The organism is Stutzerimonas kunmingensis, assembly GCF_032106285.1.
GTDB classification, from domain to species: Bacteria; Pseudomonadota; Gammaproteobacteria; order Pseudomonadales; family Pseudomonadaceae; genus Stutzerimonas; species Stutzerimonas kunmingensis_B.
This window is the reverse complement of sequence record NZ_DAMCPO010000009.1, coordinates 80,776-100,500: the sequence shown is the minus strand read 5'-3', so window position 1 is coordinate 100,500 and position 19,725 is coordinate 80,776. Positions and strand designations below refer to the sequence as shown.

At 66.0% G+C, this 19,725-nt stretch carries 17 protein-coding genes; 7 read left to right on the top strand and 10 right to left on the bottom strand.

Annotated features, from left to right (window positions below):
• The first annotated feature begins 33 nt into the window (after window positions 1–33).
• Entirely contained in the window at window positions 34–1,377 is a 1,344-nt protein-coding gene (locus RT582_RS09490; RefSeq protein ID WP_301633100.1) for a sigma-54-dependent transcriptional regulator, read from the top strand.
• A gap of 266 nt (window positions 1,378–1,643) precedes the next feature.
• Here RT582_RS09490 and RT582_RS09485 read toward each other — a convergent pair whose 3' ends face one another.
• The 3 genes from RT582_RS09485 to RT582_RS09475 form a co-directional block, all read right to left on the bottom strand.
• Complete coding sequence (locus RT582_RS09485) at window positions 1,644–2,885, bottom strand: RNA polymerase sigma factor (RefSeq protein WP_125860880.1); 1,242 nt, start codon at window positions 2,883–2,885, stop codon at window positions 1,644–1,646.
• A 2-nt stretch (window positions 2,886–2,887) separates the two neighbouring features.
• Window positions 2,888–3,244 (bottom strand): YciI family protein, encoded by a 357-nt coding sequence (locus RT582_RS09480; RefSeq protein ID WP_041015414.1) that lies wholly within the window; start codon window positions 3,242–3,244, stop codon window positions 2,888–2,890.
• Between the two features lie 88 nt (window positions 3,245–3,332).
• Complete coding sequence (locus RT582_RS09475) at window positions 3,333–3,791, bottom strand: YybH family protein (protein WP_313477235.1); 459 nt, start codon at window positions 3,789–3,791, stop codon at window positions 3,333–3,335.
• Window positions 3,792–4,068: 277 nt separating this feature from the next.
• Between RT582_RS09475 and RT582_RS09470 the strand changes: the two genes are divergently transcribed.
• The 3 genes from RT582_RS09470 to RT582_RS09460 are packed head-to-tail and all read left to right on the top strand — an operon-like array spanning window position 4,069 to window position 7,621.
• Window positions 4,069–6,276, top strand: a complete 2,208-nt coding sequence (locus RT582_RS09470; protein WP_313477234.1) for a TonB-dependent receptor — start codon at window positions 4,069–4,071, stop codon at window positions 6,274–6,276.
• Entirely contained in the window at window positions 6,276–7,403 is a 1,128-nt protein-coding gene (locus RT582_RS09465; RefSeq protein WP_313477233.1) for a PepSY-associated TM helix domain-containing protein, read from the top strand. The genes RT582_RS09470 and RT582_RS09465 overlap by 1 nt, the downstream gene beginning before the upstream one ends.
• On the top strand, window positions 7,400–7,621 hold the full coding sequence (locus tag RT582_RS09460; RefSeq protein ID WP_044314010.1) for a hypothetical protein: 222 nt from the start codon (window positions 7,400–7,402) through the stop codon (window positions 7,619–7,621). The genes RT582_RS09465 and RT582_RS09460 overlap by 4 nt, the downstream gene beginning before the upstream one ends.
• Here the strand turns inward: RT582_RS09460 and RT582_RS09455 are convergent.
• A complete protein-coding gene (locus RT582_RS09455; protein WP_313477232.1) occupies window positions 7,584–10,370 on the bottom strand; it encodes a response regulator in 2,787 nt (928 codons plus the stop codon). The two genes, RT582_RS09460 and RT582_RS09455, sit on opposite strands and share 38 nt — an antisense overlap.
• Window positions 10,367–11,524, bottom strand: coding sequence for an acyl-CoA dehydrogenase family protein (locus tag RT582_RS09450; protein ID WP_313477231.1), 1,158 nt, complete (start codon window positions 11,522–11,524; stop codon window positions 10,367–10,369). Before RT582_RS09450 ends, RT582_RS09455 begins: the two co-directional genes overlap by 4 nt.
• A 129-nt stretch (window positions 11,525–11,653) precedes the next feature.
• Between RT582_RS09450 and RT582_RS09445 the strand changes: the two genes are divergently transcribed.
• A complete protein-coding gene (locus RT582_RS09445) occupies window positions 11,654–12,838 on the top strand; it encodes a lactonase family protein (protein WP_313477264.1) in 1,185 nt (394 codons plus the stop codon).
• A gap of 71 nt (window positions 12,839–12,909) precedes the next feature.
• On the opposite strand, the gene RT582_RS09440 is transcribed toward RT582_RS09445, so the two are convergent.
• Window positions 12,910–13,122 carry a hypothetical protein gene (locus tag RT582_RS09440; RefSeq protein ID WP_014822075.1) on the bottom strand — a complete coding sequence of 71 codons (213 nt, stop codon included), beginning with the start codon at window positions 13,120–13,122 and terminating at the stop codon, window positions 12,910–12,912.
• A gap of 190 nt (window positions 13,123–13,312) precedes the next feature.
• Here RT582_RS09440 and RT582_RS09435 point away from each other — a divergent pair, with 190 nt between their 5' ends.
• Together RT582_RS09435 and RT582_RS09430 are read left to right on the top strand one after the other, a co-directional pair.
• Entirely contained in the window at window positions 13,313–14,734 is a 1,422-nt protein-coding gene (locus tag RT582_RS09435) for an iron-containing redox enzyme family protein (protein ID WP_313477230.1), read from the top strand.
• 22 nt (window positions 14,735–14,756) lie between these two features.
• The gene (locus RT582_RS09430) at window positions 14,757–15,704 is read left to right on the top strand and encodes a class I SAM-dependent methyltransferase (RefSeq protein ID WP_313477229.1); all 948 of its coding nucleotides are present in this window, start codon (window positions 14,757–14,759) and stop codon (window positions 15,702–15,704) included.
• 103 nt (window positions 15,705–15,807) lie between these two features.
• Here the strand turns inward: RT582_RS09430 and RT582_RS09425 are convergent, their stop codons facing one another.
• The 4 genes from RT582_RS09425 to RT582_RS09410 form a co-directional block, all read right to left on the bottom strand.
• Window positions 15,808–16,740: an AEC family transporter gene (locus RT582_RS09425; RefSeq protein ID WP_313477228.1), complete on the bottom strand. Its 933-nt coding sequence runs from the start codon at window positions 16,738–16,740 to the stop codon at window positions 15,808–15,810.
• 129 nt (window positions 16,741–16,869) lie between these two features.
• Window positions 16,870–17,388, bottom strand: a complete 519-nt coding sequence (locus tag RT582_RS09420) for a transcriptional regulator (protein WP_278401670.1) — start codon at window positions 17,386–17,388, stop codon at window positions 16,870–16,872.
• 66 nt (window positions 17,389–17,454) lie between these two features.
• On the bottom strand, window positions 17,455–18,627 hold the full coding sequence (locus RT582_RS09415) for a zinc-dependent alcohol dehydrogenase (protein WP_313477227.1): 1,173 nt from the start codon (window positions 18,625–18,627) through the stop codon (window positions 17,455–17,457).
• Between the two features lie 145 nt (window positions 18,628–18,772).
• Window positions 18,773–19,633 carry an SDR family oxidoreductase gene (locus tag RT582_RS09410; protein ID WP_125878228.1) on the bottom strand — a complete coding sequence of 287 codons (861 nt, stop codon included), beginning with the start codon at window positions 19,631–19,633 and terminating at the stop codon, window positions 18,773–18,775.
• Window positions 19,634–19,725 lie beyond the last annotated feature (92 nt).

Sequence of the window (19,725 nt, the reverse complement as noted above, 5' to 3'; positions counted from 1 at the left end):
AAACTGCCGCGACGCGACCGCGGGGAGCAGGCAATGAGCGGGCAGGTAATCTTCATCGACGACGAGGCGGCGATCCGCCAGGCCGTGCAGCAGTGGCTGGAGCTGTCCGGCTTCCAGGTGCGCACCTTCTCACGCGCGCGCGAGGCGCTGGCGGCGCTGGATCGCGACTTTCCCGGGGTGCTGATCAGCGACGTGCGCATGCCCGATCTCGACGGCCTCGGCCTGCTCGAACAGCTGGTGGCGCTGGACGCCGACCTGCCGGTGATCATGGTCACCGGCCACGGCGACGTGCCCATGGCGGTGCAGGCGCTGCGCCAGGGCGCCTACGACTTCATCGAAAAACCCTTCACCCCGGAACGCCTGCTCGACAGCGTGCGCCGCGCGATGGACAAGCGCCGGCTGGTCTGCGAGAACCGCCAGCTGCGCGAGCAGTTCGCCCGCAAGGGCCGCATCGAATCGCAGCTGCTGGGCGTATCCCGCGCCATGGATAACCTGCGGCGACAGGTGCTGGAGCTGGCCGGGACCGACGTCAACGTGCTGATCCGCGGCGAGACCGGCAGCGGCAAGGAACAGGTCGCGCGCTGCCTGCATGACTTCAGCCCGCGCGCCGGCGGGCCGTTCGTGGCGCTGAACTGCGCAGCGATCCCGGAAACCATCTTCGAAAGCGAGCTGTTCGGTCACGAGAGCGGCGCCTTCACCGGCGCCCAGGGCAAGCGCATCGGCCGCATCGAACACGCCGCCGGCGGCACGCTGTTCCTCGACGAGATCGAAAGCATGCCGCTGGCCCAGCAGGTCAAGCTGCTGCGCGTGCTGCAGGAAAAGACTCTGGAACGGCTGGGCTCGAACCGCAGCATCGAGGTCGACCTGCGGGTGATCAGCGCGGCCAAGCCGGACCTGCTCGAAGAGGTGCGCGGCGGGCGCTTCCGCGAGGATCTGCTGTACCGGCTGAACGTCGCCGAACTGCATATCCCGCCACTGCGCGAGCGTCGCGAGGACATTCCGCTGCTGTTCGAACACTTCGCCAGCCAGGCCGCCCAGCGCCACGGCCGCGCCGCACCACCGATGACGCCCGGCGAGCTGACGCAACTGCTCGCCCATGACTGGCCGGGCAACGTGCGCGAGCTGATCAACGCCGCCGAACGCCACGCCCTCGGCCTCAGCGCGCCGGCCCCGGCGAGCAGCGGCGGCCAGTCGCTGGCCGAGCAGATGGAAGCCTTCGAGGCGCAATGCCTGCACAACGCCCTGCAGCAATGCAAAGGCAACATCACCGAGGTCATGACCCAGCTGCAGCTGCCGCGCCGCACCCTCAACGAGAAGATGCAGCGTCACGGCCTGAGCCGCAGCGACTATTTGCCGGCGGGCAGCACGGATAGCTGAGCAGTTAGCCGAGCTGCAGAACTTCCGGCAGAGGTCCCCGCGCAACGTCGAACGCCGCACCGCAGCTGACCCGCAGGCTTTGTCGCCAGGCCATTCAAGGCTTAGCGGCATTGAACATCAGCATCCAGCTCGCACCCCGAACAAACCTCAGGGCAACCTTGGCCGCGAAGCTTTTGTGCCGCCGCCCGGCGGGCTAGAGCATGGGATCAGCGCACCGGTCGCCTTTCGCGGTCGAGACCGCTCCCACAAAAGGTTTCTGGGTACGGTCAGTCGCCCAACTCATCCAGCTGCCGCTGCAGGAAACGCCTTTCGGGCTCCAGCTGCACCAGGCGCAGCGCGCTGCGATAGGCCTCGCGAGCCTCGTCGATACGCGCCAGCCGGCGCAACAAATCGGCGCGGGTGGCGTGGCTGAGGTGGTAGTCCTGCAGATCGCCGCGCCCGAGGAGTTCATCCACCAACAGCAGGCCGGCCTCGGGCCCGTCGCGCATGGCCACGGCCACCGCGCGGTTCAGTTCCACCACCGGCGACGGGCTCAACTGCAGCAGCACATCGTAGAGCCGCACGATCTGCGGCCAGTCGGTCTGCGCGGCGCTCGGCGCCTCGGCATGCACCGCGACGATGGCGGCCTGCAACGAATAGGGGCCGAACGCGCGACTGGTCAACGCCAGCTGCACCAGCTGCGATCCTTCGGCAATCTGCTGGCGGCTCCACAGGCTGCGGTCCTGCTCATCCAGCCGCACCAGCTCACCGGTAGCATCGGTACGCGCAGCCCGGCGGGCATCGTGCAGCAGCATCAGCGCCAGCAGCCCCATCACCTCGGCGTTGGGCAGCAGTTCGAGGAGCAGTCGGCCCAGGCGAATCGCCTCGGCACAGAGGTCGGCGCGGGTCAGCTCGGCGCCGGCCGATGCGGTGTAGCCTTCGTTGAACACCAGATAGACCACCCGCAGCACGCTCTCCAGCCGCGCCGGCAGCTCGTCACGCTCGGGCACCCGATACGGCAACCGGGCGTCACGGATCTTCGCCTTGGCGCGCACGATGCGCTGGGCAATGGTGGCCGGTGGAGCGAGAAAGGCGCGGGCGATCTCCTCGGTGGTTAGGTCGCAGACTTCACGCAGGGTCAGCGCCACGCGGCCATCGGCCGGCAGGGCCGGGTGGCAGCAGGTGAAGATCAGCCGCAGACGGTCGTCTTCCATCTCATCGACCTCCACTGCCTGCGCCGCGTCTTCCAGTTGTTCGGCCAGCAGCCGCAGCGAGGCATCGAAGCGCGCACGGCGGCGCAGGGCATCGATGGCCTTGAAGCGGCCGGCGGAAACCAGCCAGGCACGCGGGTTGTCCGGCATCCCATCGCGCGGCCACTGCTGCAGGGCCGCGGCAAAGGCGTCATGCAAGGCCTCTTCGGCGCGATCGAAGTCGCCCAGCAGACGGATCAGCGTGGCCAACACGCGCCGCGACTCGCTGCGATAGACCGCCTCGACCCGCGCCGCCGTGAAATGTCCGGTCAGCGGCATGCTCAGCGCTGCGGCAGCTGGCGCAACGGCCGGACCTCAACGCAGCCAAGGCTGGCCGGCGGAATCTTCGCCGCGATGGCCTCGGCCTCCTGTTGGTCCGCCGCCTCGATCAGGTAGAAGCCCGCCAGCTGCTCGCGGGTTTCGGCGAAGGGGCCGTCGACCACCGAGGTGACGCCATCACGCACGCGCACCGTGCGCGCGGTGCGCACCGACTGCAGCGGTTCGCCGGCGAGCATGTGGCCACTGGCGCGCAGCTCCTCGCCGCAACTCAGGCAACGCGCGACTAGCGCATGCCACTGCTCGTCGGTCATCGCATCCACACGCTGTTCATCGTAATAAATCAGGCACAGGTAGTTCATGGCGGGGCTCCGTCTGCCGGCAACGCAGCAAAGCTAGCAGCCATTGAGCGACCTCGCCCGATCGCGCGACGAAGACCGCGGGCCAGCCTCAACCGGTATGTTGCTGCGACGGTGTCTGATCCATGCATACCTGGCCGGTCTGCATGTCGAAGGGCATCGAAAAGTGCTCGTGGATCACCTTCCACTCACCGTTGCGCCGCGCCCAGACCCGCGTGCCGCGCATCCAGGCCGTTTGCATCTCGCCTTCGGCATTGGGTCCGCCACAATGGGTAAGCATGCGGCTGCAGGCCAGCTCGCCGCCAACATCCACATGCAGCTCATGGCTCTCGAAAAAGCCTTCGCCCTGGCAGAACTCGAAGCAGCGCTGCCAATGCGCCCGGTACTCGTCAACGCCCTTGATTTGCAGCGCGCCAACCGCATCGAAGGCGACTACGTCGTCGGCGTACTGCGCCATGATCCGGTCGAGATCCTTGGCCTTGGTGGCCTGTTCGAACGTTTCGTGCAGCTGGCGAATGGCGCTCTCGACCTGGCTGTTCTGGCTATTCATGTCCTTTTCCTCTGATCGGATGAACGGGTTCACCAGCTAGTCGTCTGGTGTATTCCCGAATCGACAGACCCAATCATTTTTTTCTACGCAGGCGCGGCCCGCATGCCAGACGCCCTGCGCCGGCGGCGCGCGAGCATGCCACGGCTCCATCGGACGGAATACGGTTGCGAATTATTAGCATTGAAATATGATAGTGGCTCTCAGATGGCACAGACTCTCAACTGCCCATCGCGCCATCATCCGACACCCTCACAGCTCAACGTCCGGTCAGGTCCGTATGCCCACTCTTCGCTTCCCGCGTAAAACCGCACTGCTGCCCGTTTGCCTTGCCGCCAGCTTCGCTGGCTCGCCGCTCATGGCTCAGGAGCAACTCGAAGATCAGTCTCAAGGCAGTGCTGCCGAGCCGGTCGAACTGCAATCGGTAGAGATCACCGCCAGCGCCGACGCCTCGGCCGATGGCCTGACCCAGCCGTATGCTGGCGAACAGGTAGCCCGCGGCGGGCGCGTTGGTATTCTCGGCAACCGCGACTACATGGAAACGCCGTTTACCTCGACCTCCTATACCTCGCAGCTGATTCAGGATCAGCAGGCACGTAGCGTGTCAGACATCGTGCAGAACGATCCTTCGGTGCGCGTGGCGCGTGGCTTCGGCAACATGCAGGAGCTGTATGTCGTGCGCGGCTTCCCGCTGTATTCCGATGATATTTCCTATAACGGACTCTACGGTCTGCTGCCGCGCCAGTATGTGGCCGCGGAGTTCATCGAGCGCGCGGAGGTATTCCGTGGTGCAAGCGCCTTTCTCAATGGCGCCGCACCGGGTGGTACGGGTCTTGGCGGCGCTATCAACCTGCTGCCCAAGCGTGCACCGAACGAGCCCCTGACTCGCATGACATTTGGCGCCAGTTCCGGCGGTCAGGGCACGGTTGCCGCTGACCTGGGTCGCCGCTTTGGTGAGCAGAACCAGTTTGGCGTTCGCCTCAACGCCGCCAAGCGCGCCGGCGAAACAGGCGTTGAGGACGAGGACCAGACGCTGGACATGTTCGCCTTGGGCTTGGACTACCAAGGTGACCGTCTGCGCTTGTCGGCAGACATCGGCCATCAGTATCACTTCCTCGACAATCCTCGGCCGAGCGTGACGCCAAATGGCGGAATTCCCAGCGCTCCGGACGCCGACGACAACTTCGCACAGCCCTGGACCTATTCGAAAGAGAAGCAGACCTTCGGCACCTTCCGCGCCGAATACGATTTCGCCGACTCGATCACCGGCTGGGCGGCCGCTGGCGTGCGTGACGGAGAAGAACAGAATCGGCTCTCCAACCCTAGAGCTACCTCCGAGGGCTCAACTACGGCGTCGAGGTTCGACAATCACCGCAAAGACCGCGTTTACACAGGTGAAATCGGCATGCGCTTCCGTGTGCAAACCGGGACGGTCTCACATGAGATCGTGACCTCGGCCGCAATGCACGACTTCGAGGAGAAGAATGCCTTCACCTTCTTCGGTCCTGTGATCGGCAATATCTACGATCCGTTCGCTGCGCCGCTACCAACGACGGTGACCTTCCCCGGAGGCGATCTTTCTGATCCAAAACGCACTGAACAGGTCAGTACGCAGAGTCTGGCGATTGCCGACACACTGGGCTTTCTCGATGATCGCCTGCGGGTCACGCTGGGCGCCCGCCGACAAGGCATCGAAACCAGGAGCTACGCGGCCGCTACGGGCAATCGCGTCGATCGTTACGACGCCTATGAAACCACTCCGGTGGCCGGCATCGTTTACCAGCTGAACAACGAACTGTCGGTCTATGCCAACTACATTGAGGGGCTGACCAAGGGCGATACCGCAACGGCGACGGCCAATAACCTGCCCGTACTCAATGCCGGAACCTCGCTGGCGCCATATGTCGCAAAACAGACAGAAATCGGTCTTAAGTACGATGGCGGCAATCTGGGTGGCAGCATTGCGGTTTTCAGTACCGAGCGACCCTTCGGCATTGTTGAAAATCAGGTGTTTCGCGAGGGAGGCGAGCAACGCAATCGCGGTATAGAGCTGTCGGTTTTCGGCGAGCCCATCTACGGGACGCGCTTGCTGGGGGGACTAACGCTGCTGGATGCCGAACAGAGGAAGACGCTGAACGGCGCAAACGATGGCAACAATGCCATCGGCGTTCCCAAGGTGCAGGCCAACCTCGGCGGCGAATGGGACGTGCCCGGTGTGGGGGGGCTGACGCTGACCAGTCTGGTGGTACATACCGGCAAGCAGTACGCCAGCGCCAGCAATGACCTCCGTTTGCCGTCCTGGACCCGCTTGGACCTCGGCGCTCGCTATCGAATGACGATCGACGACCGCGACGTGACTCTGCGAGCCCGTCTGGACAACGCCACGGGCAGAGATTACTGGGCCTCCGCCGGTGGCTATCCGGGCGCTAACTACCTCGTCCTCGGCGTCCCACGCACGCTCTCGGTCAGCGCTACGGTCGACTTCTGATGCAGGCAATCACCCTGCGGCGGTGGGGCTGGGTCCACAAGTGGTCCAGCCTCGTCTCTACGCTGTTCATCCTGATGCTGTGCCTGACCGGCTTGCCGCTGATCTTCTCCCACGAGATCGATCACCTCACCGGCAACGAGATCGAGGCGCCGGCGATGCCCGAGGGCACGCCGCGCGCTGCGGTCGACCGGGTTGCGGCCGAAGCTGTGAAGGCCTATCCGGGCCTCGTGCCGTTGTACTTTTTCGCCGAGGAAGACGCGCCGGATGTCTGGTACGTCAAGCTCGATACCCGGGTCGACACCGATGAAAGCGAATCGACCCTGATCCTCTCCGATGCCCGCACGGCCGAGGTGCTCGGCGCGCCGAACTTCGACGAAGGCTTTATGAGCGTGATGTACCGCCTGCACGTGGACCTCTACGCGGGGCTGGCCGGCAAGCTGTTTCTCGGCTTCATGGGCCTGCTGCTGATGGTGGCGATCGTCTCCGGCGTGGTGCTTTACGCGCCCTTCATGCGCAAGCTGCGCTTCGGCGAGGTGCGCCAGGAACGCACGCCGCGCACCCGCTGGCTGGACCTGCACAACCTGCTCGGCATCGTCACCCTGGTGTGGGCCCTGGCGGTGGGCTTCACCGGAGTGATCAATACCTGGGCGGACCTGATCTTCCAGGCCTGGCAGGCCGAACAGGTCGCCGCACTGCAAGCCGGTGAAACGCGGGTACTGCTGGCCACCGATGCCAGTGATGCGCCTGCCGCTGATGGCTCCTTGCAGACTGCGGTCGATCGCGTGCTGGCTGCAGCGCCGGACATGGCGGTGTCGATGATTGCCTACCCCGGCACACTGCGCGCCACACCGGAGCACGTCGCGGTGATCCTGCGCGGCGACACGCCGCTGACTTCCCGCTTGACCCAGGCGCTGCTGGTCGACCCGGTCAATGGCGAAGTGCTCGAAGCCGGCGCCCGGCCCTGGTACGTCACCGCGCTGCAGCTCTCAGAACCGTTGCACTTCGGTGACTACGGCGGCCTGCCGCTGAAGATTCTATGGGGGCTGCTGGATATCCTCACCATCGTCGTGCTGGGCAGCGGCCTGTACCTGTGGCTCAAGCGCGGCACGACGGAGATGCGCTCATGATGCGCATCTGGTTGTGGCCGGTGCTGATCGGCGTGCTGTCCATGCTCGGGCTGATCGCCGGGCTGGTGTCCGAAGGCGCGGGCGATTGGCTGAGCTGGCTGGCCCTGGCGGCGCCCGTCGCCATCGGCCTGCATGGCTTGTCGCGCAGCGGCGCCCGCCCCCAGGCACGCGGCGAGGCCCTTACCCCTGCAGGATCTCGGCGAGCTGGTCGAAGCTGAACGGCTTGGGCAGCGAGCGCGCCGGCAGGTTGCTTTCGATACGCCCTTCACCGGAGACGAATACCAGCCGCAACCATGGCTGGGTTCGCAAGGCCTCGGCGGCGAAGTCGGGGCCTGATCGGCCCGGCAGATTGACGTCCAGCAACAGGTGATCGAAGCGCTGTTCGTGCAGCCCCTGCGCGGCCGCTTCAGCATTCGGATAGCCGCAGGCGCGGTAGCCCAGCTCCTCGACCATCTCACAGGCCAGCACCAGCAGTTGCGGCTGGTCCTCCACCACCATCACCCACTGCTGCTCGACGGGTTTGTCGTCGCTGTGCTGCGTGCCCAGCAACTGGCGCACCTTGCGCGCCAGGTCTTCCTGCCGATAGGGCTTGCTCAGCAGCTCCACGCCCGGATCGAGACGCCCGCCATGCACGATGGCATTGCGCGTGTAGCCGGAGGTGAACAGCACGGCGATATCCGGCAGCAACACGCGAGCCTGGCGCGCCAGTTCGGTGCTGCTGAGCGGCCCCGGCATGACCACATCGGTGAACAGCAGGTCGATGGAAAGGCCGCTCTGCAGGATGCTCAGGGCGCTCTGCGCATCGTTGGCGCGCAGCACCGAATAGCCGAGGCCGGTGAGCAGCTCGATCACCGTGGCCTGCACCGGCAGATCGTCCTCGACCACCAGGATGGTTTCGCTGCCGCCCACCACCGGCCCGACGGTGGATGGCTGCGCCTGTACCTCGGGTTGCTCGGTGCGCGGCAGGTAGAGCTTCACGCTCGTGCCGGCCCCCGGTTCGCTGTACAGGCGGATATGCCCGCCGCTCTGCTTGGCGAAGCCGTAGGCCATGCTCAGCCCCAGCCCGGTGCCCTGCCCTTCTGGCTTGGTGGTGAAGAACGGTTCGAAGGCCTGTTCGATAATGTTGGCGGGCATGCCAACGCCTGTGTCCGACACCGCCAGCAACACGTATTGCCCTGGCGCGACGTCGATCTGGGTACCGGTGTAGTGCTCGTCGAGCATGGCGTTGCCCAGCTCCAGGGTGAGCTTGCCCCCATCAGGCATGGCATCGCGGGCATTGATCGCCAGGTTCAGCACCACCTGTTCGAGCTGGTTCGGGTCGACCATCGTCGTCCACAGCCCGCCCGCCACCACGGTTTCGATTTCGATGCGCTCGCCCAACGCCTGGCGCAGCAGCTCGTCGAGGTCGCGCAAAAGCCGGCTAAGGTTGGTCGGCTGCGGGCGCAGCGGCTGCCGACGGGCGAAGGCCAGCAGTTGCCGCGCCAGCTTGGCACCGCGCTCGACGGCGGAGCTGGCCGCATCGACCCGCTTCGCCGCGCCACGGTTGGCCTCCACCAGCGGCTGCAGCAATTGCAGATTGCCGGCGATCACCTGCAGCACGTTGTTGAAGTCGTGTGCCACGCCGCCGGTGAGCTTGCCGATGGCCTCGAGCTTCTGCGACTGATACAGCGCCTGGCGGCTGAGTTCCAGCTCGCGGGTGCGCTCCTCGACCAGCTCCTGCAGCTGCTCGCTGGAGCGCTGCAGCGCCTGCTGCGCCAGCACCTGGGCGGTGACATCATGGCCCTGGCAAAAGATGCCGCTGACCTGCTCGTCCTCACTGAACACCGGCTGGAAAATGAAATTCACATAGTGACGCTCGGCCTTACCGCCGGCCTGCGGGCGCACGCGCACGGCGATGTCGCGGCCGATATAGGGCCGCCCGGTGACATAGACCTGCTGTAGCAAGTCAGAGAGCGCGCGGCTTTCCAGTTGCGGAAACGCCTTGAGCGCCGGACGCCCGAGCAGCTCGCGGGCGCCGACCAGCTGGTGGAAGGCGCGATTGGCGATCTTCAGCTCGTGCTGCGGCCCTTCGGTGATGGCGATGAAGCCCGGCGCCTGGTCGAACAGCCGTTGCAGGTGGGCGCGCTCCTCGCTGAGCTGACGACCATGCAACTCGTTGGCGCGACGCTCCGCGACCAGCGCCGAGACATCGCGCAAGGTCAGCGCCGCACCCACCACCGCGCCATCCGCAGAACACACGGCGGCGACGACGATCTCCAGCGTTCGCCCGTTAGCCGCGTCTTCATGCTGCAGGGTCAGCGTCGTGTCGCAATCCTGGACCTGCGCCAGGGCCTGGCCCAGCTCGTCGCTCCAGAACGGCAGCCCGCTCGCCGCACGGCGTAGCACCTCGCCACGGCCCAGGCCGAACAGCTCGGCGGCACCGGCGCTCCAGTAGAGCACCGCCCCGGCGCGGTCGAGACCGACGATGGCGTCGCGTGCCGCGTCGATAAAATGATGCAGATAGAGCTCTGCCGTGGGTGACGAACGCTTGCTCAACTGCCCGCCATCGACCATCGCGTTGGCCTGCGCCAACGTGGTGCGCAGGCGCGCCCGCCGCCGCACGCTGGCCAAGGCCTGATCAAGCTGCGCCAGCGCGCTGGCGCCGAGGGTGACGATCGACCAGTGAGGCCCGAGCAACGGCGCCGGGCCCAGCTCGCGGTGCAGCGAGTCGACGCCCGCCTCATCGCTGAGGAACAGCAACTGGGTGGCCTTCCAGCGACTGCGCAGCTGCCGGGCCTGCGCCACCGGGCGTTGCAGACCGGGCGCCAGCAGCACCAGCGCCGGCTCGTTCTCGTCGGGCAGCAACGCGCCTGGATCAAGGCTGCGCACCTGCAGACCGTGGGCTGTCGCCCAGCTGTCGATCTGCTCGCGCAACGTGGCATCGCCTGCCTCCAGCAGCGCGATCTGATCGAGCAGCAACTCGCTCATAGCAGCGGCAGCCCCAGCAGGCTGCGACCGGTCCAGAGCTTGAGCAGGCCGGTGGTGGGGGTCATCACGTGCGCGGCCCGCGCGTCACGCAGCAGACGGGCGACACGACTGTTCTCGCGATAGGCCGCGCCGCCGCAGAGGGTCATCGCCTCGTTGGCCAGACGCACTGCGGTCTCCGCCGCATCGGCCTTGCACGCCAGGATGAACGACAACGCTTCGGGGTGGGCGCCATCGCCCCGGCGTGCGGCTTCGCGCACCAGCGCGCGGGTCTTGACCAGCTCGGTCCAGAGTTCGCCATAGCGGATCTGCAGGCTTTCCACATCCCGCAGCGACTCGCCGGAATGGCTGTAATGCCGCGAGCGCAGATGCAGGCTCGCCTCGTCCAGCGCCGCCTGGGCAACGCCCAGATAGGTGCCGGCCATGGCCATGAGGAAGAACGGCGCGACCACCTCGAACACGTACCAGACCTGATCGCCCGGCTCGCCGAGCAGGTTGCGCGCCGGTACCCGGACGCGATCGAGCTGCAACGGCCGCGAGGAATTGCCACGCATGCCAAAGCCGGCCCAGGGCTCGAGCCAGTTCATGCCGGCACTGCCCTGATCGACGATCAGGCAGCTGAAATCCCCCGCCTCGGCGCCCGCCGCGACGGTGGACACGACGTAGGAGTCAGCATGGTCGCCGTTGGTGACGAACTGCTTGGTACCGTCGACCAGGAAATCTTCGCCGTCGGCATCCAGATGGGTTTCCGGCAGGTAGAAATGCGCGCCGGTGCCCCGCTCGGAGAGCGCCAGCGTGGTGATGTGCTGTCCCGCGGCGATCTCCCGCAGGTAGTGTTCGCGCTGATGCTCGGTGGCCTTGGCCGCGATCACCGCGGTCGCCACGCAATGCATGCCGTAGCACAGCGCCGACGACGGGCAGGCGCGGGCGATGGTTTCGGTAATCACGCACAAGCCCAGCAGCCCCTGCCCCAGGCCGCCCAGTTCGCTCGGCACCTGCAGCCCGAGCAGCCCGGCGTCGCCAAGTGCTCGCAGCGAATGGGCGGGCCAGCGGCAGTCGGCATCAACCTCGGCCGCCAGCGGCGCAATGACGGTTTCAGCCAGATCGGCGGTGACGTTTTGCAATTCGACGAGCTGAACGGGTAGCAAGTGGTCCATGAATCTTCCTGAATTCGCGGGTGGCTGGCGTCCGCCCAGGTGCATATCAGACCCTGACAGTCGGGTATTGTTCGAACAACGTCTTAGGGAGCGTTGGGCGCCCACGGTGGTCATAGTGGCATGACATCAATGACCGCGCGCAAACGCCCCGTACTGCTTCGCCTCGCTCTCGCTCTGCTGATCGGCGCGACCCTGTCTGCCGGCGCGCGAGCCGAGACCGACGACATGCACATCCTGATCGGCAGCTACACGCACGACAGCCACAGCCCGGGCGTTCTGCGCCTGCGCTTCGATCCGGCGAAAGGTTGGATCGACCCGCAACCGCTGCAGACCCTCGCCAGCCACAATCCCTCCTGGCTGGTGCTGGACGAGCAGCGCGGGCGCCTCTATGCCACCAACGAGAACAGCCCAACGCACGCCGACCCGGTCGGTCGTGTCAGCGCCTGGCAACTCGACAGCAGCGGCGAGCACCAGCTGATCGGGCAGAACATCAGCCTGGGCGACGAACCGACCCATGCCAGCCTCAGCCATGACGGGCGCTACCTGTTCATCAGCAATTACGGGGCGCGACCGAACCCGGGCGGCAGCCTGGCGGTGATGCCGCTGGCCGAGGATGGCCGGCCACTGCCGGTCACGCAGCTTCTCGCGCATCAGTCGAGCGGCGTGCACCCCGAGAGGCAGCAGGCGGCGCATGTGCACTCCGCCGTACCGAGCCCGGACGACAAGCGCCTGCTGGTCAGCGACCTGGGCGCCGATCATGTATTCGTCTACCGCTACGACCCGCGCAATGCCGAACGTCCCCTGCAACCCGACGAACCCGCCAGCATCGAGCTGCCAGCGGGCAGCGGCCCGCGCCATCTGGTCTTCCACCCCAATGGCAAGCACGCCTATCTCGCCCTCGAGCTGAGCGCCCAGGTGGCGAGCTTCGACTACACGAACGGCACCCTGATCCGTCGGCAACTGCTGGACCTGAAAGATGCCGCTAGCGAGGTGCGTCATTCACCGGGGGCGATCCACACCTCGGCCGATGGCCGTTTCCTCTATGTCAGCGACCGCGGCGACTACAACCACATCATCGTCTTCGCCATCGACAGCGACGGCGCCCTGCGGGAAATCCAGCGCCGCCCCACTGAAGGCCGCGAACCACGAGAGTTCGCCATCGCCCCAGACGGCCGTTTCCTGCTGATCGCCAATCAGCTGAGCGATGACGTGGTGGTGATCGGGCGCGACCCAGACAGCGGAAAGCTCGGCGAGACGCTGCAGACCCTGCCGGTCGAGCGCCCGTCGGATATCAAGTTCCTTGCCAAACCCTGACGCCGAGCAGCGGTATTAGCAGCAGGCCAGCCGGACCGCGTGCCGGCTGAGCCTGACATCGGCGCTCACAATCAAGGCTTGCGTTGCGACTCGCGCGAGGCGTCCTCTTCGCTCACCTCCTCGGCCAGGCCCGGCGGCACATTGTAGGCGCCGCCGGGTACGTCGGCTTCGTCACCACCGGCGACCTCGCCCTGGGTGGACGTGGTTTCCGGATTCTGCTCGTGGGCATCGCCGCTCTGGTCGATTGACTCGATGCTCTCGCGACCCTGGTCGTTCTGACTCATCAGCTGCTCCTCGCGTATCTGTAGCCATGCCCGGCCCGTCCGGGTGGCTCTATCGATTGGGAGGAGACGTGGTGGCGGAAGTTGCAACGTAAAGGCGCTTTTCTGGACCGATGGCCGCTCAGCGGTGCAGCTGAACTAAACCACAGGCCCGGCAGCCAAAACTGGACTAGAACTGCCATAGAACAGAATCATGCAACTGACTTCTCGCAGCCTGCCGATCACTCCTGCCCTTCACCCAGCGCAGGATCAGCCCTCACGGGCGCTGTACTTCGCCCTTGCCCGCGAGGTCGACGCGCAATCGCGCGACAGCGCTGCGGAGTACCTGCGTGCGCAGCTCGAGGCCGCGGCTGCGCTGCCGTCCGACCTGCCGGAGGACCCGGCCAGCCTGGAAGCCTGGGTCATGCGGCGCACCGAAGTGGTCGGACGCCAGTATCAGGCTTACCTGGACCAGCGCCGTGCCGGCGGTCCGCGCCGCTATTTCACCAGCAAGGCCCATGCACTGCATTTCCTCCGCGGGGTGGCGCCGACCAAGCTGGTCGATGGCGCCTGGCTCTATGGCCTGCTGCAGCGCTGGGACGATGCGCGCTTCACCGCACTGATCCAGACCTATCTGGAAGAGCTCGGCGAAGGCCTGCCGGAGAAGAACCATGTGGTGCTCTACCGCAAGCTGCTGGCCAGCCAGGGCTGCGATGACTGGCAGGAGCTGGACGACGAGCACTTCGTCCAGGGCGCCATCCAGCTGGCACTGGCCGAGCATGCCGAGCAGTTCCTGCCGGAAGTGATCGGCTTCAACCTGGGCTACGAACAGTTACCGCTGCACCTGCTGATCACCTCCTACGAGCTGACCGAGCTGGGCATCGACCCCTACTACTTCACCCTGCATGTCACCGTCGACAACGCCGACAACGGCCACGCCAAGAAAGCCGTGCAGGGCGTGCTGGATGCCTTGCCGCAGGTCGGCGACAGCGCGGAGTTCTATCGACGGGTGCGCAACGGCTACCGGCTCAACGACCTCGGCGCCAGCACCGTCTCGGTGATCGGCGACTTCGATCTGTCCCGGGAGGTGCAGCGCATCCTCGAGAAGAAGGCGGCGGTCGGCCAGTTCGTGCACTCCGACTACTGCCGTTTCGAAGGCCGCACGGTCAATCAGTGGCTGGCCGAAGACGTCGAACAGTTTCTCGCAGTGCTGGACAAGCGCGGCTGGATCAAGCGCGGCCATGACCCGCAGGAAAGCCGCTTCTGGCAGCTGATCGCCGGCGAACAGGCGCCGATGTTCGGCGTCTTCAGCGCCTATGAACAGCAGATGATCCATGACTGGATCGCTGGCGACTGGCAGGCCGACAGCAAGCGCAGCCCGCGCGGTGCTTTGCTGCAGCGGCAGGCGCTGTTCAACGCGCGCCGCGCGCCACAGGAGCCGAGCGCACCGCAACCGGCGGAAAGCGTCAGCGGCAACGATTTCGACGAGGAACTGCAGCTGCTCGAGCAGCAGGTGGCGCGCCTGCCCGATCGCGCCGCGTGCATGCGCCTGCTGCTGCCGCTGCTCGCTCCGCAACGACACCACACCGCCGCCGGCCTGCTGGCCACGCGGCTGTTCAACGGACTGTTCAACTGAAGGCACACCAAGGAACGCGACGATGATCATGGACAATGCGCAGGACCGCGCGCTGCTGCACCTGGGCCAGGCCCTGCGGGATCGCGGCTATCACTTCATCACGCCCACACCGCTGACCCATGAACGAGTCAATCAGCGTCCGGAAAATGCGCTCGCCGATGACCTGCCCGGGGTTTTCGGCTGGAGCCGCCCGTTTCAGCACGAACTGCTGCCACCACCGCTGTTCAGCCTGATGGATCAGGCTGACGTGCTGGAACCCTACGGCTCGCGCTGGCGCTCCAAGGTGCGCCTGTCCAGCCTCGACGGGCAGCTGTTCCTGCATTCGGCCTTTCCCACCGAAGCCACCGACGCGGTGTTCTTCGGCCCGGACACCTACCGTTTCGCCAGCGCCATCTGCTGCCATCTCAACCAGCATGCCGGCGAGATCCGCCGCGTGGTGGACATCGGCTGTGGCTCGGGCGCCGGCGCCATTCTCACTGCCCTGGCGCGACCGCAAGCCGAAGTGCTGGCGGTGGATATCAATCCGGAAGCGCTGCGCTTGACGCGTATCAACGCAGCGCTGGCTGGGGCGAGCAACCTGCGCGCCGAACGCAGCGACCTGCTGAGCAACGCGCAGGGCGAGTTCGATCTGGTGCTGGCCAATCCTCCTTATCTGGTCGATACCGACCAGCGCGCCTATCGCCACGGCGGCGGGCCGCTCGGTGCCGGGCTGTCGCTGGCGATTCTGGATGCTGCGCTCGGCCGCCTGGCGCCGGGCGGCACGCTACTGCTGTATACCGGGGTCGCCATGATCGACAACCAGGACCCCTTCCTGGACGAGGTGCGCCAGCGCCTGGAGCGTACCGACCTGCAGTGGGGCTACCGTGAGATCGACCCGGACGTGTTTGGCGAGGAGCTGCTTGGCGGGGCCTATACCCAGTGCGATCGCATCGCTGCCGTGGTGCTGGAAGTGACGCGGGCGACGAGCTGAACGTTCCCGTGTGGAAAACGCTTCGCGGTTATCCACCCTACGACTGGCCAGGCGTAGGGTGGATAACGCCGCAGGCTTATCCACGCGCAAGTGAGCGCGCATATCAGACCGGCAACAACACCAGAATCAGCGACAGGCTGATCAACGAGCCCAGCGTCGACAGCAGCACCACCCGCGACACCCGCGAGCCCTCGCGTCCATAAAATTCCGCGAGCATGTACGGCCCGGTCCCGGTGGGTAACGCGCTGAGCAGCAGCGCCGAATAGGCCCACAGCGTCGGCAGCTCGAATACCTGAAAAGCCAGATACCAGGTAATCAGCGGCTGCACCACCAGCTTCAGCCCCACCAGCGGCCACACGCCCTGCACCCTGGCTCCCGGCTGTGGCTGGGCGAGGAACAGCCCCAGCGAAACCAGCGCACAAGGCGCTGCGGCCGCCCCCAGCAGCTTGAGCAATGTCGCCAGCGGCACCGGCAATTGCAGGCTAGTCGCCGCCCACAGCGCACCGAGCAGCGGCGCGATCACCAGTGGATTGCGTACCAGCGCACTACTGACTTTGCCCAGCGTGCGCAACACGCCCTGCCCGGCATGCAGGCCGGTCTCGACGCAGGCCAGGGCGATGGCGAACAGCACACAGACCACCACGATCGAGGCGACCATCGCCGGCTGCAGCGCCTCGTCGCCCAGCACCAGCATGCACAGCGGAATCCCGACATAGCCGGTGTTGGCGTAGGACGCACCCAGCGCGTCCAGGCTGGCGTCGACCAGCGGCTGCTTCTGCAACATGCGATACGCAAGAGTGAAGGCGAACACGCCGAGGCAGCCGATGGCAAAGGCGGCGATAAAGCCGGGTTGCCAGAGCTGATCCCAGGTCGAGGTGGCAACCACGCTGAACAGCAGCGCCGGCAGGCCCAGCCAGACCACGAACCGATTGAGTTCGGAAGCGCCGGTTGGCCCCATCCGCCCGCTACGGCGGCACAGGTAACCGAGCAGGATCAGCGCAAAGACGGGCAGGACGACATTGACGACCGAAGACATGGACTCTCATCTGCAAGCTGGCGGCGCGGCGCAGGGCCACGACCGAAACGGCCGGCCACCATAGCAAATGCGGCGGATCGTCGCGCTCAGAGTCGACCAGGCACTACCCAGCCGACCCTGGGTTTCAGCTCAATGAAGCGCCGGCGAATAGCCGTTGGGCTCGGCCCGCGCGGCGGCGAACTCGGTCTCGACGCTGCCACGCATTTGCGCAGTGCCGCCGGGGAAACCGCTGCGGTCGCTGTAGTCCCATTCGACCACCGGCACCTGCTCGGCATCCAGACCCTTGGCGCAGCTCAGGTCCAGCGCGGTGATACCGGCCACCGCGCCGGCGGCGATGGCGGCATTGGCCGGCTCGCTGCCGTGCTCGATGCTCCAGCCGAGACCGGCCAGATCCAGCGCATCGCCGCCGATACGGCCGTAGATCCAGGGTTTCGGATCATCCGCCAGCAGGATGCCGACACCCGTGGCGATCTCGCGCAGCCCGCAGGCACGGACCACCCCTTCGCTGCCGGACATGCCGATAAAGCGAGCGACCTGCCGCGGCGCCACCAACTGGACGACGCCCAGACCGATACTGAACCAGCCCAGCCCCCGCGCCAGCGTGCGCGCGGAATGGTTGGGCCGGGTGACTTGACGTGGAATGCTCATGAAGACTCCTCGCTCGATAACGTGGCTCGGCTGATCCCTACTTTAGGGATCGGCGATCTGCAGGCTTCAGGGTTTCAGAACGACCTTGATGCAGCCGTCATGCTTGTCGCGGAAGGTCTTGTACATCTCCGGACCCTGCTCGAGGCTGACGCTGTGGGTAATGACGAAGCTCGGATCGATCTCGCCTTCCTGAATGCGCCGCAGCAGGTCGTCGGTCCAGCGATTGACGTGGGTCTGGCCCATGCGGAAGGTCAGGCCCTTGTTCATCGCCGCGCCGAACGGGATCTTGTCGATCAGCCCGCCGTAGACGCCAGGAATCGAAATGATGCCGGCCGGGCGGCAGACGTAGATCATCTCGCGCAGCACGTGCGGGCGGTCGCTCTCGAGCATCAGCGCCTGCTTGGCGCGGTCGTACATCGAATCGATCGAACGCGCCGCGTGCGCCTCCATGCCCACCGAGTCGATGCACTTCTCCGGGCCTTTGCCGCGGGTCAGCTCCTTGAGGCGTTCGAGCACGCTTTCCTCATCGAAGTTGATGGTGATGGCGCCGCCGGCGCGGGCCATGGACAGGCGCTCGGGCACGTTGTCGATACAGATGACCTGCTCGGCGCCCATCATCACCGCGCTGCGGACGGCGAACTGGCCGACCGGCCCGGCCCCCCAGACTGCCACGGTGTCGGTGGGCTGGATGTCGCATTGCGCCGCGGCCTGCCAGCCGGTGGGCAGGATGTCGCCGAGGAACAATACCTGCTCGTCAGTCAGACCATTGGGGATCACCACGGGACCGACATCGGCGTAGGGCACGCGGACGTATTCAGCCTGACCACCGGCATAACCGCCGGTGAGGTGGGTGTAGCCATAGAGGCCGGCGGTGGTGTGGCCGAAGACTTTGTCAGCTACGTCCTTGTTGCGGTTGGTTCGCTCGCACACCGAGAAATTGCCGCGCCGGCACTGGTCGCACTCGCCGCAGACAATGGTGAAGGGCACCACCACGCGGTCGCCAACCTTGAGCTTCTTGTTCGCCGAGCCGACCTCCATCACCTCGCCCATGAACTCGTGGCCCATGATGTCGCCGTGCTGCATGCCGGGCATGAAGCCGTCGTACAGGTGCAGGTCGGAGCCGCAGATGGCGCAGGACGACACCTTGATGATGGCGTCGCGAGGGTCTTCGATGGAGGGATCGGGGACGTGGTCGTCGCAGCGGATGTCGTGCTTGCCGTGCCAGCGGAGGGCTCTCATGGACAATCTCCTGTCGGGTTTCGGAAACGCCGTCTCGGTGATTCTCCTTTGCTGCCTCGTAGCTCCTCTGTAGCCGGTGCGGCGTGCTGTCAGGGTTTTAGTAAGCAGCGCCGCACCAGAGTTGCCCGATTACCGACGGGCTGCACTAATGCCGATTGCGATCCAGCGAAGCGTAACCGTCGCGATAGCTGGGGTACCTGGGTTTCCAGCCCAGCGCACGGGCGCGGGCATTGCTGCAGCGCTTGCTGCCGGCGCGGCGGGTCATGCTCTGCTCGGCCCAGTGAGTGACGCCCAGACGCTCGCGCAGCCAGTCGACCACCTCGTGCAGCGCCGCCGGGTCATCGTCGACGCCGAGATAGCAATCTTCCAGGGCAGCACCACTGGCGTCGCTCTGCAGCAGAAACGCCAACAGCCCGGCGGCGTCGTCGCGATGGATGCGGTTGCTGTACTGCGGCGGATCGCGCTCGACACGCAAACCGGCGCGTACCTGATTCTGCAGCCAGGGGCGCTTCGGGTCGTACAGCCCACCCAGACGCACCCGCGTTACCGGCAGGCCGCAGTCGAGCGCCAGCTGTTCGGCCTCGAGCATCACCCGACCGGTGAAGCCGCCGGGCTCGGTGGCCGAGTCCTCGTCGATCCACTCGCCGTCGCGCTGGGCATATACACCGGTGCTGGAAACGAACAGCAGCCGCCGAGGGCGCTGGCCGCGCTGCTGTAACCAACCGAGCACATTGCGCAGGCCTTCGACATAGGCCTGGCGATAGCCGGCTTCGTCATGTTCGGTGGCGGATGCGGCATAGACCAGATAGTCCAGCGAGCCGTTGGGCCAGCAGCGCGGACAGGTCGGTTCGGAAAGGTCGCCGTTGACCGGCAGGATCGGCACTGCCAGCTGGGCGGCGTTGCGCCGCAGGCCATACACCGTCCAGCCGTCCCGACTCAGTTGCAGACCGAGACGACTGCCAAGGTCGCCACAGCCTGCGATCAATACGCTTAGGCGCTTGCCCATGTTCTGCTCCCTCAGTTGTAACCCGCCGCGCGGGCCGCACGAAACCCGAGTGTACCGACTTTCGAAGCCTGGCCGACCGGTTGGTTCTGCGC

What these genes read in the sequence shown, in the direction of transcription:
- RT582_RS09430 (WP_313477229.1), top strand. Translation starts at nt 14,757, where the DNA reads ATGATCATGGACAATGCGCAGGACCGCGCGCTGCTGCACCTGGGCCAG.
- RT582_RS09420 (WP_278401670.1), bottom strand. Translation starts at nt 17,388, where the DNA reads ATGAGCATTCCACGTCAAGTCACCCGGCCCAACCATTCCGCGCGCACG.
- RT582_RS09445 (WP_313477264.1), top strand. Translation starts at nt 11,654, where the DNA reads ATGACCGCGCGCAAACGCCCCGTACTGCTTCGCCTCGCTCTCGCTCTG.
- RT582_RS09410 (WP_125878228.1), bottom strand. Translation starts at nt 19,633, where the DNA reads ATGGGCAAGCGCCTAAGCGTATTGATCGCAGGCTGTGGCGACCTTGGC.
- RT582_RS09435 (WP_313477230.1), top strand. Translation starts at nt 13,313, where the DNA reads ATGCAACTGACTTCTCGCAGCCTGCCGATCACTCCTGCCCTTCACCCA.
- RT582_RS09450 (WP_313477231.1), bottom strand. Translation starts at nt 11,524, where the DNA reads ATGGACCACTTGCTACCCGTTCAGCTCGTCGAATTGCAAAACGTCACC.
- RT582_RS09490 (WP_301633100.1), top strand. Translation starts at nt 34, where the DNA reads ATGAGCGGGCAGGTAATCTTCATCGACGACGAGGCGGCGATCCGCCAG.
- RT582_RS09425 (WP_313477228.1), bottom strand. Translation starts at nt 16,740, where the DNA reads ATGTCTTCGGTCGTCAATGTCGTCCTGCCCGTCTTTGCGCTGATCCTG.
- RT582_RS09470 (WP_313477234.1), top strand. Translation starts at nt 4,069, where the DNA reads ATGCCCACTCTTCGCTTCCCGCGTAAAACCGCACTGCTGCCCGTTTGC.
- RT582_RS09415 (WP_313477227.1), bottom strand. Translation starts at nt 18,627, where the DNA reads ATGAGAGCCCTCCGCTGGCACGGCAAGCACGACATCCGCTGCGACGAC.
- RT582_RS09460 (WP_044314010.1), top strand. Translation starts at nt 7,400, where the DNA reads ATGATGCGCATCTGGTTGTGGCCGGTGCTGATCGGCGTGCTGTCCATG.
- RT582_RS09480 (WP_041015414.1), bottom strand. Translation starts at nt 3,244, where the DNA reads ATGAACTACCTGTGCCTGATTTATTACGATGAACAGCGTGTGGATGCG.
- RT582_RS09485 (WP_125860880.1), bottom strand. Translation starts at nt 2,885, where the DNA reads ATGCCGCTGACCGGACATTTCACGGCGGCGCGGGTCGAGGCGGTCTAT.
- RT582_RS09475 (WP_313477235.1), bottom strand. Translation starts at nt 3,791, where the DNA reads ATGAATAGCCAGAACAGCCAGGTCGAGAGCGCCATTCGCCAGCTGCAC.
- RT582_RS09455 (WP_313477232.1), bottom strand. Translation starts at nt 10,370, where the DNA reads ATGAGCGAGTTGCTGCTCGATCAGATCGCGCTGCTGGAGGCAGGCGAT.
- RT582_RS09440 (WP_014822075.1), bottom strand. Translation starts at nt 13,122, where the DNA reads ATGAGTCAGAACGACCAGGGTCGCGAGAGCATCGAGTCAATCGACCAG.
- RT582_RS09465 (WP_313477233.1), top strand. Translation starts at nt 6,276, where the DNA reads ATGCAGGCAATCACCCTGCGGCGGTGGGGCTGGGTCCACAAGTGGTCC.